General features: G+C 69.0%; 9 protein-coding genes. 6 read left to right on the top strand and 3 right to left on the bottom strand.

Annotated features, from left to right (window positions below; translation table 11 throughout):
• Window positions 1-74: 74 nt before the first annotated feature.
• Window positions 75-923: an EamA family transporter gene (locus KF707C_RS02310; RefSeq protein WP_003450254.1), complete on the top strand. Its 849-nt coding sequence runs from the start codon at window positions 75-77 to the stop codon at window positions 921-923.
• 266 nt (window positions 924-1,189) lie between these two features.
• Here the strand turns inward: KF707C_RS02310 and KF707C_RS02305 are convergent, their stop codons facing one another.
• Entirely contained in the window at window positions 1,190-1,348 is a 159-nt protein-coding gene (locus tag KF707C_RS02305; protein ID WP_003450258.1) for a YqaE/Pmp3 family membrane protein, read from the bottom strand.
• 118 nt (window positions 1,349-1,466) lie between these two features.
• On the opposite strand from KF707C_RS02305, the gene KF707C_RS02300 reads away from it, so the two are divergent.
• From KF707C_RS02300 to KF707C_RS02285, 4 genes are all read left to right on the top strand, one after another.
• Entirely contained in the window at window positions 1,467-2,930 is a 1,464-nt protein-coding gene (locus KF707C_RS02300) for a sigma-54 interaction domain-containing protein (RefSeq protein ID WP_003450261.1), read from the top strand.
• Window positions 2,931-3,280: 350 nt separating this feature from the next.
• A complete protein-coding gene (locus KF707C_RS02295; protein ID WP_003450263.1) occupies window positions 3,281-4,666 on the top strand; it encodes a GntP family permease in 1,386 nt (461 codons plus the stop codon).
• 39 nt (window positions 4,667-4,705) lie between these two features.
• On the top strand, window positions 4,706-6,265 hold the full coding sequence (locus KF707C_RS02290; protein ID WP_003450265.1) for an acetyl-CoA--acetoacetyl-CoA transferase subunit alpha: 1,560 nt from the start codon (window positions 4,706-4,708) through the stop codon (window positions 6,263-6,265).
• A 126-nt stretch (window positions 6,266-6,391) separates the two neighbouring features.
• Window positions 6,392-7,651 (top strand): OprD family porin, encoded by a 1,260-nt coding sequence (locus tag KF707C_RS02285; RefSeq protein ID WP_003450270.1) that lies wholly within the window; start codon window positions 6,392-6,394, stop codon window positions 7,649-7,651.
• 849 nt (window positions 7,652-8,500) lie between these two features.
• On the opposite strand, the gene speB is transcribed toward KF707C_RS02285, so the two are convergent.
• Both speB and KF707C_RS02275 read right to left on the bottom strand, forming a co-directional pair.
• On the bottom strand, window positions 8,501-9,463 hold the full coding sequence (gene speB, locus KF707C_RS02280; protein WP_003452067.1) for an agmatinase: 963 nt from the start codon (window positions 9,461-9,463) through the stop codon (window positions 8,501-8,503).
• 62 nt (window positions 9,464-9,525) lie between these two features.
• Window positions 9,526-10,608: a polyamine ABC transporter substrate-binding protein gene (locus KF707C_RS02275; protein ID WP_003452065.1), complete on the bottom strand. Its 1,083-nt coding sequence runs from the start codon at window positions 10,606-10,608 to the stop codon at window positions 9,526-9,528.
• 112 nt (window positions 10,609-10,720) lie between these two features.
• Between KF707C_RS02275 and KF707C_RS02270 the strand changes: the two genes are divergently transcribed.
• Window positions 10,721-11,629, top strand: a complete 909-nt coding sequence (locus KF707C_RS02270) for a LysR family transcriptional regulator (protein ID WP_003452064.1) — start codon at window positions 10,721-10,723, stop codon at window positions 11,627-11,629.
• Window positions 11,630-12,413 lie beyond the last annotated feature (784 nt).

Genomic DNA, 12,413 nt, shown 5'->3' with positions numbered 1-12,413 from the left:
ATAAACGATTTGAATGATGGATCGGTGACGCCGCACGCTAGCCAGCAATCCCCCCGCGCTCGCCGGAGCCCACCGTGTTCAACGAAACCGATCTCGCCACCCTGCTGGTGCTGCTCTCCGCGCTGATGCACGCCGCCTGGAACGCGGTGATCAAGTCCGGCAGCGATCGCCTGTCCTCCATGGCCCTGGTGGACGGCGTGGCCTTCTGCCTGAGCCTCGCGCTGCTGCCCCTGGTGAGCCCGCCGCCGCTGGTGGTCTGGGGGCTGATCGGCCTGTCGGTGGTGGTGAACACCCTCTATCGCCTGCTGCTGATCCGGGCCTACCACTACGGCGACTTCGGCCAGGTGTACCCGGTGGTGCGCGGCCTGCCGCCGCTGCTGGTGGCGCTGGCCGCCGGGCTGGTGTTCGGCGAGCGGCTGTCGGGGGCGATGCTGCTGGGCATCGTGCTGATCTCCCTGGGCATCCTCAGCCTGCTGTCCACCCGCCTGGAGACCAATGCCCTCAAGGCGCTGGGGTGCGCGGCGCTGGCCGGCGTCGGTGTGGCGCTCTACACCCTGATCGACGCCCAGGGCGTGCGCCGGGCCGACGGCGTGCTGCAGTTCGTGGTCTACCTGACCCTGATGCAGAGCATGACCACCCCGGTGATCGCCTGGATGCGCCGGGGTCCCCTGGTGCTGCGCTTCGCCCGGGAGAACTGGCGCATCGGGCTGTTCGGCGGCTTCAACTACTGCGTGGCCTACGGCCTGGTGCTCTACGCCATGACCCTGGATGCGGTGGCGAAGGTGGCGGCGCTGCGGGAAAGCAGCGTGATCATCGCCGCCATCATCGCCAGCCTGGTGTTCAAGGAACCCTTCGGCCTGCGCCGCATCCTCGCCGCCTGCGTGGTCACCGCCGGCATCCTGCTGATCAAGATGGTGGATTGACCTCGGTCGATGGGTTTCGCTTCGCTCTACGCCATCCTACGGAACGCGCCGGATCCGCTGGGTGCGGATGGTGGATTGACCCCGCCGATGGGTTTCGCTTCGCTCTACGCCATCCTACGGAACGCGCCGGATCCGCTGGGTGCGGATGGTGGATTGACCCCGGTCGATGGGTTTCGCTTCGCTCTACGCCATCCTGCGGAACGCGCCGGGCTGCAGGGGCGACGTAGGATGGGTAGAGCCTGCGAAACCCATCAGCCCTCCCCCTCCTAACGTTTGGCGATGATGTACACCGCGTGGACGATGCCGGGGATGTAGCCCAGCAGGGTGAGCAGGATGTTCAGCCAGAAGGCGCCGGCGAAGCCCACCTGCAGGAAGACGCCGAGCGGCGGCAGAAGGATGGCGATGAGGATGCGGATCAGGTCCATGCGTTAACTCCTTGTGGGAAAGATCTACTGCGGGATTTCTGACATTCCTACAGGCTAGGCGTTCGGGGAATTCGCGCCCCATAATCGCCGCCGAATGTTTCAACCGGATGCCCCCGCCATGCCCATCGCCAGCGAAGACCTCGACCAGCACGGCCTGGTCATCGGCGTCTCCCCCGAGCGTTTCCGCGAAGTGGCGATGCCGCTGCTGTTCGACCACCTCAACGCCCAGTGCGAGGGCACCATCGCGGTGAACCGCCAGGCGCGCATCGTCTGGATCAATGACAAGTACGCCGAGAAGCTCGGCATCGCCGACCCGCGTTCGGTCCTCGGCCAGGAAGTGGAAGCGGTGCTGCCCGCCAGCCGCCTGCGGGAGGTGGTGCAGAGCGGCGCGCCGAGCATGCTCGACCTGATGGCCTTCGGCGACGAGCACTTCGTGGTCACCCGCATTCCCCTGCGGGACGAGGATGGGACGCTGGTGGGCGCCCTGGGCTTCGTGCTGTTCGACCGTGCCCGCCACCTGCAGCCGGTCATGGCCAAGTACAACCAGTTGCAGAACCAGCTGGCCGCCGCCCAGCGCGAACTGGCCCGGGCACGCCGCGCCCGCTACACCATCGCCGGTTTCATCGGCTCCAGCGCCGCCGCCAGCGAGGTGAAGCGCCAGGCCCGGCGCGCCGCCCAACTGGACGCCACGGTGCTGCTGCGGGGCGAGACCGGCACCGGCAAGGAACTGCTGGCCCAGGGCATCCACAACCTGTCGCTGCGGGCCAGCGGGCCCTTCGTCGCGGTGAACGTGGCGGCCATCCCCGAATCCCTGGTGGAGGCCGAGCTGTTCGGCACCGCCCCCGGCGCCTACACCGGCGCCGACCGCCGTGCGCGGGCCGGCAAGTTCGAGCTGGCCGATGGCGGCACCCTGTTCCTCGACGAGATCGGCGACCTGCCGCTGCCGCTCCAGGCCAAGCTGCTGCGGGTGCTGCAGGAGCAGGAGGTGGAGCCGCTCGGCTCCAACCAGGTCAAGGCGCTGAACGTGCGGGTGATCGCCGCCACCCACGTGGACCTGGAGGCCAAGGTGGCCGCCGGGGCGTTCCGCGAAGACCTCTACTACCGCCTCAATGTCCTCGCCCTGCGCCTGCCGCCCCTGCGGGAGCGCCGCGAGGACCTGTCGGCGCTGATCGAGCACCTGGCCGACGACATCGCCAGCCGCTCCGGCCAGCCGCCGCTGGAACTGACCGACGACGCCCTGGCCCTGCTGGCGGCGCAACCCTGGCCGGGCAATGTGCGGGAACTGCGCAACCTGCTGGAGCGCGCGCAGCTGTTGGGGGATGGCAGCCAGCCCCTGGCTGCGTCGGAGCTGGCCGAACTGCTGGTGGACCCGTTGCCCGCCGTCGCCCTGCCGGCAGCGGCAGCGCCCGCTCCCGAGTCTCCCACCCCGGTTCGCCCCCTGGCGGACAGCCTGGCCGAGGCCGAACGCGCCGCCATCCTCGCCGCCCTCGCCGCCTGCAAGGGCAACCGCACCCAGGCCGCCGAACGCCTCGGCATCGCCCGCGCCAGCCTCTACAACAAGCTCCAGGCCCACGGGTTGTAGGGGCGATGGGATTCGCCGGGCTGATCCCATCCCGCGAAGGAGGCAAAGGTCGCCGCAGGATGGGTTGAGGCACGAAACCCATCAGCCGGAGTTTCAGGCGAAGCATGTCCATCAATCTGGACAGTCCCCAGCATGAACCGTCCAACACAATGGACATCGTCCATTTTCATGGACACTGATGAAGATTCCCTGGCACCCCATAGAATCCGCCCAAGCCCCATTCCAGAGCCGTCCCGCCCCCTTTTCAGCCCACCTGGCACGGCTTTCGCTCTATACGACACAAGGGCCGACACCCGGCCCACCACCAGCCGCATCACGCGGCGGAAAACAACAACAAGAAGGAAGTTTCCATGGGCACCCTAGGTATCCTGCTTTCCCTCGCTCTGCTGATGTACCTCGCCTACCGCGGCATCAACGTGCTCATCCTGGCCCCGCTGATGGCCCTGCTGGCGGTGCTCTTCGCCGGTGACGCGGCGCTGATGCTGCCCACCTACACCCAGGTGTTCATGAAATCCCTGGGCGGCTACCTGATCCAGTTCTTCCCGCTGTTCCTGCTGGGCGCCATCTTCGGCAAGCTGATGGACGACTCCGGCTCGGCCCGCGCCATCGCCCACGGCATCGTCGCCAAGCTGGGCCGCGAGCGCGCCGTGCTGGCCATCGTGCTGGCCTGCGGCCTGCTCACCTACGGCGGCGTTTCGCTGTTCGTGGTGGCCTTCGCCGTGTACCCCATCGGCACCGCGCTGTTCCGCGAGGCGGGCATTCCCAAGCGCCTGCTGCCGGGCGCCATCGCCCTGGGCGCCTTCACCTTCACCATGACCGCGCTGCCGGGCACCCCGGCGATCCAGAACGCCATCCCCAGCCCCTTCTTCGGCACCGACGCCTTCGCAGCGCCCATCCTCGGCCTGATCGGCGGATCGATCATGCTGGTCCTCGGCAGCTGGTGGCTGAGCGCCCAGGCCCGCAAGCTGATCGCCTCCGGCGAAGGCTACGGCGTCCACAAGGACGACCCGGCGGAACAGTCCGACGCCCCGGCCATCGGCTTCTGGCTGGCCCTGGCGCCGATCCTGCTGGTGATCGTCCTGAACTACCTGATGGCCAAGCAGGTGCTGCCGAACCTCGACACCAGCTACCTGGCCAAGCCGGAATTCGGCGGCCTGCAGGACGCCAAGTCGGTGATCGGCATCTGGTCCATCATCGTCGCCCTCGGCGCCGCCGTGCTGCTGCTCGTCGGCCTGCACTGGAAGCGCTGGACCGACCTCAGGCAGAGCCTCAACGACGGCACCTTCGGTTCCATGCTGCCGATCCTCAACACCGCCTCCGAAGTGGGCTACGGCACCGTGATCGCGTCCCTGGCCGGCTTCGTGGTGATCCGCGACCTGGTGCTGAGCGTGCCGGGCAACCCGCTGGTGTCGGAGGCGGTGGCGGTGAACATCCTCGCCGGCATCACCGGCTCGGCCTCGGGGGGCATGTCCATCGCCCTCAAGACCCTGGGCGCCCAGTACCTGGAAATGGCCAACGCCGCCGGCATCAGCCCCGAGCTGCTGCACCGGGTCGCCGCCATGGCCTCCGGCTGCATGGACACCCTGCCCCACAACGGCGCGGTGATCTCGCTCCTGGCCATCTGCAAGCTGACCCACCGCGACTCCTACAAATTCATCTTCATGAACACCGTGGTCTTCCCGCTGATGGCCCTGGCGGTGGTGATCACCCTGGGCAGCCTGTTCGGCAGTTTCTGACGGGTTCCCTACAGGTTTCGACAGCGCTCGAGGTATGACATGAGCAAAGTGATGAGCGCCGCCGCTGCGGTGGCGCGTATCCCCGACAACGCCAACCTGGCCACCGGCGGTTTCGTCGGCATCGGCTTCGCCGAGGAGATCGCCATCGCCCTGGAGCAGCGCTTCCAGGCCGAGCGGGCCCCGCGCGACCTGACCCTGGTCTACGCCGCCGGGCAAGGCGACGGCAAGGGCCGGGGCCTGAACCACCTGGCCCACGAAGGGCTGGTGCGGCGGGTGATCGGCGGCCATTGGGGACTGGTGCCCGGCCTGCAGAAGCTCGCGGTGGAAAACCGCATCGAGGCCTACAACCTGCCCCAGGGGGTGATCTCCCAGCTGTTCCGCGACATCGCCGCCGGCAAGCCGGGCCAGTTGTCCCGGGTGGGCCTGGGCACCTTCGTCGACCCGGCCCACGGCGGTGGCAAGCTCAACGCCCGCACCACCGAGGAGCTGGTCCGGCGCATGCCGCTGGATGGCGAGGACTACCTCTTCTACAAGGCCTTTCCCATCCATGTCGGGGTGATCCGCGCCACCAGCGCCGACGAGGACGGCAACCTTTCCATGGAGCGTGAGGCGCTGACCATCGAGAGCCTGGCCATCGCCATGGCCGCGCGCAATTCCGGTGGCCTGGTGATCGCCCAGGTGGAGCGGGTGGTGGCCCGTGGCTCGCTGAATCCCCGCGAGGTGAAGGTGCCCGGCATCCTCGTCGACTGCGTGGTGGTGGCCGCCCCGGAGAACCACCAGCAGACCTTCGCCACCGCCTACAACCCGGCCTTCGCCGCCGAGGTGAAGGTGCCGGAAGGCAGCCTGGCGCCGATGCCGCTGGACCTGCGCAAGCTCATCGCCCGTCGCGCCACCCTGGAGCTGAAACCGGGCGCGGTGGTGAACCTGGGCATCGGCATGCCCGAAGGGGTGGCGGCGGTGGCGGCCGAGGAAGGGGTGATCGATCTCCTGACCCTGACCGCCGAGCCCGGCGTGATCGGTGGCGTGCCCGCCTCCGGCCTGGACTTCGGCGCCGCCAGCAACCACGCCGCCCTGCTCGACCAGCCCTACCAGTTCGACTTCTACGACGGCGGCGGCCTGGACATCGCCTTCCTCGGACTCGCCCAGGCGGACGCCGAGGGCAACCTCAACGTGTCGAAGTTCGGCACGCGGCTGGCCGGCGCCGGCGGCTTCATCAACATCAGCCAGAACGCCAAGGCGGTGGTCTTCGTCGGCACCTTCAGCGCCGGCCCCCAGGACATCCGCATCGAGGACGGCGCGCTGCGCATCGTCCGGGACGGCGAGCTGCGCAAGTTCGTCGCGAAGGTCGAGCACCGCACCTTCGCCGGCCGCCTGGCCGCCGAAGCGGGCAAGCCGGTGCTCTACGTCACCGAACGCTGCGTGTTCCGCCTGACCCGGGACGGCCTGGAGCTGGTGGAGATCGCCCCCGGCGTCGACCTGGAGCGAGACATCCTCGCCCGCATGGACTTCCGCCCCATCGTCCACGCGCCACGCCTGATGGATGCGTGCCTGTTCCGCGAGGCCCGCCTGGGGCTGCGCGGGCTGATCCGCCCGAACTGAGTTCGCTTGCGTGAAAACGCGGGCCCGCCCCTGGGTCCGCGTCTTTTTACACCCCCCTCCGCCTTCGGCGTCGTGCGCCGGAGCGGGAATCGCTGTGCCCGTACAACAACAAGAAGAGGACTACACATGGATCGCAACACCCTTTGCCTCACCCTCTGCGGCGCCGCTTCCCTGGCCTTCGCCGGCCCCGCCAGCGCCGACTTCATCCAGGACTCCAAGGCCAGCCTGGAGCTGCGCAACTTCTACTTCAACCGCGACTTCCGCCAGGACGGCGCCCCCCAGAACAAGGCCGAGGAATGGGCCCAGGGATTTCTCCTGCGCTACGAATCCGGCTACACCGAGGGGACCGTCGGCGTGGGCGTGGACGCCCTCGGACTGCTGGGCGTGAAGCTGGATTCCAGCCCGGACCGCACCGGCACCGGCCTGCTGAAATCCGACCGCGAGCGGCCCAACCGCGCCCAGGACGAATACGGCGAACTGGGCCTGACCGCCAAGCTGCGGGCCTCGCAAAGCACCCTCAAGGTGGGCACCCTGATGCCCAAGCTGCCGGTGGCCCTGCACAACGACAGCCGCCTGCTGCCACAGACCTTCCGGGGCGCCTGGGCGAACTCGGCGGAGCTGGAGAACCTGACCCTGGACCTTGGCCGCTTCGACCGCATCAACCAGCGCAACTCCTCCGATAACGAGGAGATGACCGTGTTCAACGGCGGCAACCGCAACATCGTGCTGGGCCGGGCCAGGACCAGCGACCGCTTCGACTTCGCCGGCGCCACCTGGAAGTGGACCCCCAGCCTCAGCACCGCCTACCACTACGGCGCCCTGGATGGCCTCTACCAGCAGCACTACCTGACCCTGAACCACCTGCTGCCCATCGCCGAAGGCCAGTCGCTCAAGAGCGACGTCCGCTGGGCGCGCAGCACCGACGACGGCGGCAGCAACGTGGACAACGACGCCTTCGGTGCGATGTTCACCTACAGCCTGGGCGGCCACGCCTTCGGCCTGGGCTACCAGCGCATGAGCGGCGACACCGGCTTCGCCTACATCAGCGGCGCCGACGCCTACCTGGTGAACCTGGTGCAGATCAACGACTTCGGCAACGAGGACGAGCGCTCCTGGCAGGCGCGCTACGACTACAACTTCGCCGCCCTGGGCATTCCCGGCCTGACCTTCATGACCCGCTACCTGTCGGGCGACAACGTCGACCTGCGGGGCGCGGCCGGCGAAGGCAAGGAATGGGAGCGCAACACCGATATCGCCTACGTGGTGCAGAGCGGCCCGCTGAAAAACCTCGGCATCAAGTGGCGCAATGCGAGCACCCGCAGCAACTTCGGCAGCGACCTCGACGAGAACCGGCTGATCCTCAGCTACACCCTGCCCTTGTGGTAAGTGCGGCACGCCGCCTTGCAGATCGGGTGGGCCGCGCACCATCGGTCCACCTTTCGCGGCCCTGCCTGGCCACGCGTGGATGCAGAAAGCGGCATCCACCCTACTGCCGGGGGCTCGATCCTAGGGTGGACCACGCTTCATCGGTCCACCTTTCGCGGCCCCGCCTGGCCACGGCGTGGATGCAGAAAGCGGCATCCACCCTGCCGGGGGCTCGATCCTAGGGTGGACCACGCTTCATCGGTCCACCTTTCGCGACCCCGCCTGGCCACGGCGTGGATGCAGAAAGCGGCATCCACCCTTGCCGGGGTCTTGATCGTAGGGTGGACCACGCTTCACCGGTCCACCTTTCGCGGCCCCGCCTGGCCACGGCGTGGATGCAGAAAGCGGCATCCACCCTTGCCGGGGTCTTGATCGTAGGGTGGACCACGCTTCATCGGTCCACCTTTCGCGACCCCGCCTGGCCACGGCGTGGATGCAGAAAGCGGCATCCACCCTACCGCCGGGGGCTCGATCCTAGGGTGGACCACGCTTCATCGGTCCACCTTTCGCGGCCCTGCCTGGCCACGGCGTGGATGCAGAAAGCGGCATCCACCCTTGCCGGGGTCTTGATCGTAGGGTGGACCACGCTTCACCGGTCCACCTTTCGCGGCCCCGTCTGGCCACGCGTGGATGCGAACGGCGGCATCCACCCTACCGGGGGCTCGATCGTAGGGTGGACCACGCTTCATCGGTCCACCTTTCGCGGCCCCGCCTGGCCACGGCGTGGATGCAGAAAGCGGCATCCACCCTGCCGGGGTCTCGATCCTAGGGTGGACCACGCTTCATCGGTCCACCTTTCGCGACCCTGCCCTAGCGCGCGCCCAGCTTGTGCCGCGCGGCATAGAGGCAAACCATCTCCATCGCCAGGGTCGCGCCGGCCAGGGCGGTGACTTCGGCGTTGTCGTAGGGCGGCGCCACTTCCACCACGTCCATGCCCACCAGGTTGATGCCGCGCAGGCCCCGGAGGATTTCCAGCGCCTGGTGGCTGGAGAGTCCGCCGCACACCGGCGTGCCGGTGCCGGGGGCGAAGGCCGGGTCGAGGCAGTCGATGTCGAAGGTCAGGTACACCGGGTGGTCGCCCACCCGTGCGCGGATGCGTTCGGCGATCCGTTCCGGGCTGTGGCGGTGCACCTCGCGGGCGTCCAGCACCTGGAAGCCCATCACGTCGTCATTGGTGGTGCGCAGGCCGACCTGCACCGAGCGCGCCGGGTCCACCAGTCCCTCGCGGGCGGCGTGGTAGAACATGGTGCCGTGGTCGATGCGCTTCACCTCTTCATCCGGCCAGGTGTCGCTGTGGGCGTCGAAGTGGATCAGCGACAGCGGCCCATGCCTGTCCGCATGGGCCTTGAGCAGCGGGTAGCTGATGAAGTGGTCGCCCCCCAGGGTGAGCATGGCGGCGCCGGATTCGAGGATGCGCGCGGCGTGGGCCTGGATGAGTTCCGGGGTGTGCTGCGGCGTGCCGTGGTCGAAGGCGCAGTCGCCGTAGTCGATCACCGCCAGGTGGTCGAAGGGATCGAACTCCCAGGGGTAGTGGCGGGCCCAGGCCATCTGCACCGAGGCGGCGCGGATGGCGCGCGGCCCGAAGCGGCTGCCGGGGCGGTTGGTGGTGGCGGTGTCGAAGGGCACCCCGCTCACCACCAGGTCGACGCCGGCGAGGTCGCGGCTGTAGCGGCGGCGCATGAAGCTGGTGATGCCGCCGTAGGTGGATTCGGCCGCCGTGCCGTAGAGGCTGTCGCGGGTCATGGCCTGGTCATTGTCGAAAGCGTGGTCCATCTCGGGCTCCAATGGCTCCCCTCGCCCTCCGGGAGAGGGGCTGGGGGTGAGGGTGGTTGAGGTCAGTACTGCGTGCGGAAGCGGGTCCAGAGTCGGGTGCGGGTCCGTTGCTCCCTGAGGCTGAGGATCTGCTCGCCGAACAGGCGCCCGCGCACCTCGGCACTGGGGTAGATGTCCGGGTCGTTGGCGACGCCCGGGTCCAGCAGCGGCGTGGCGGCCTGGTTGGCGTTGGCGAAGAACTGGGTGTTGGTCAGCTCGGCGATGGACTCGGGCCGCAGCATGTAGTCGATGAAGGCGTGGGCGGCCTCGGGGTGCGGCGCATCCGCCGGGATCACCAGGGTGTCGAACCAGATCAGGGTGCCTTCGCGGGGAATGCGGTAGATCACCTCGAAGGGCATCTTCGCCTGGCGTGCCTGGTCGGCGGCGATGGCGGCATCGCCGTTGTAGGTCAGCGCCAGGCAGACCTCGCCCTTGGCCAGGTCGTTGATGTGCCTGCCGGCCCCCACGTAGCGGATATTGGGCTGCAACCGGCCGAGCAGGGCCTGGACGGCCTCGAGGTCGGCCTTGTCGGTGCTGTAGGGGTCCTTGCCGAGGTAGTGCAGGGCGACGCTGATGACCTCCTGGGGAGAGTCGATCACGGCGATACCGCAATCCTTGAGGCGGCTGGCGTACTCGGGCTTGAACAGGAGATCGAGGCTGTTCAGGGGGGCATCGGGAATGCGCCGGGTCACCGCCTCCCTGTTCATGCCCAGGCCCACGGTGCCCCAGGTGTAGGGCACGCCGTAGCGGTTGTCCGGGTCCACCGTGGCCAGCTTGGCCAGCAGCTCGGGGTCGAGGTTGGCGAAGTGCCGCAGCCGCTCGCGCTGCACCGGCTGCACGGCGCCCGCCTGGATGGCGCGGGCCAGCCCGCTGCTGGCCGGGGTGACGACGTCGTAGCCGCTGCCGCCGGTGAGCAGCTTGGCGTCGAGGGCCTCGCTGCTGTCGAAGATGTCGTATTTGACGAGGATGCCGGTTTCCTTCCGGAAGCCTTCCAGGGCCTGCTCGGGAATGTAGGCGGACCAGCTGTAGAGGTTCAGCGCCTTTTCCTCGGCCTGGACCGGCAGCGCAGCGGCGAGAAGGGCGGCGAGCAACAGGGGAATTCGCATGACGGGCTCCTGGAAGGGGTGGCGAATGGGGCCATGCTGCGCCGGCCTTTGCTTCCGATAAATATGAAGTGTTCTACTTTGGCATCTACTCCCATCAATGTTTGGTGCCACCATGCTGACCCAGCTCCAGGACCTCGACCTGCACCTGTTGCGCCTGTTCGTCACCGTGGTGGAAAGCGGCGGCTTCAGCGCCGCCCAGGGCGAGCTGGGCATCGGCCAGTCCACCATCAGCACGCAGATGGCCAAGCTGGAGACCCGCCTGGGCTTCCGCCTCTGCGAGCGGGGCAAGGCGGGCTTCCGCCTGACGCCCAAGGGCGAGCAGGTGCTGGCGGCCACCCGCAAGCTGTTCGGCGCCATCGAGACCTTCAAGGGCGAGGCCCGGGGCATGGCCGACCTGCTGCTGGGGGAGCTGCGAATCGGCCTGTCGGAAGCCCTGGACGACCAGGTGCTGGAGCGCCTGGGCCAGGCCATCGGGCGCTTCCGCCGGCGCAACCAGGCGGTGCATTTCGAGCTGATCAGCGCCATGCCGGCGGAGTTGGAGCGGCGCCTCTTGCAGGACCAGCTGCACCTGGCCATCGGCTACTTCTCCGGCACCCAGGCGGCGCTGGACTACCGGCCGCTGTTCAGCGAGCAGCAACGCCTGTTCTGCGGAGCGGGGCATCCGCTGTTCGAGCGTGCGGAGATCGGCCTCGACGACCTTGCCAGCGGCGACCTGGTGCAGCACCCCTATCGCTTCGAGGAGGCCCGGCAGCCCTTCCCCACCGGCCCCAGCAGCGCCCGCACCGAGCAGGTGGAATGCAGCCTGGCGTTCGTCCTTTCGGGGGCGCACATCGGCTACCTGCCGGAACACATCGCCGCGCCCTGGGTGGCGGCGGGCAAGCTACGCGCCTTGCTGCCGGACGCCACCGGCTACCGGGTGCAGTTCCACCTCACCCGGCACCGCGCCCGGCAGCCGGGGGAAGTGGAAGCGGCCTTCGCCGAGGACCTGTCGGCGGCCTTCGAGGCGGCGAGCCCGTCTTGAAGGTGCGCCGCGCGAGCGCCCGGTGCGCGCAGCGCACCCTACCTGGCATCGTCCCTCGTAGGGTGCGCCCTGCGCACCACGAACCCCGCGCGAGCGCCCGGTGCGCGCAGCGCACCCTACCTGGCGTCGTCCCTCGTAGGGTGCGCCCTGCGCACCATGAACCCCGCGCGAGCGCCCGGTGCGCGCAGCGCACCCTACCTGGCATCGTCCCTCGTAGGGTGCGCCCTGCGCACCATGAACCCCGCGCGAAGGCCCGGTGCGCGCAGCGCACCCTACCTGGCATCGCCCCTCGTGGGGTGCGCCCTGCGCACCACGAACCCCGCGCGAGCGCCCGGTGCGCGCAGCGCACCCTACCTGGCATCGTCCCTCGTAGGGTGCGCCCTGCGCACCACGAATCCCGCGCGAGCGCCCGGTGCGCGCAGCGCACCCTACCTGGCATCGCCCCTCGTGGGGTGCGCCCTGCGCACCACGAACCCCGCGCGAGGGCCCGGTGCGCGCAGCGCACCCTACCTGGCGTCGCCCCTCGTGGGGTGCGCCCTGCGCACCATGAACCCCGCGCGAAGGCCCGGTGCGCGCAGCGCACCCTACCTGGCATCGCCCCTCGTGGGGTGCGCCCTGCGCACCATGAACCCCGCGCGAGCGCCCGGTGCGCGCAGCGCACCCGACCTGGCATCGCCCCTCGTAGGGTGCGCCCTGCGCACCACGAATCCCGCGCGAAGGCCCGGTGCGCGCAGCGCACCCTACCTGGCATCGTCCCTCGTAGGGTGCGCCCTGCGCACCACGA

Source organism: Pseudomonas furukawaii (genome assembly GCF_002355475.1).
Taxonomy (GTDB): Bacteria; Pseudomonadota; Gammaproteobacteria; order Pseudomonadales; family Pseudomonadaceae; genus Metapseudomonas; species Metapseudomonas furukawaii.
This window is presented reverse-complemented; position numbering and strand designations above follow the sequence as displayed.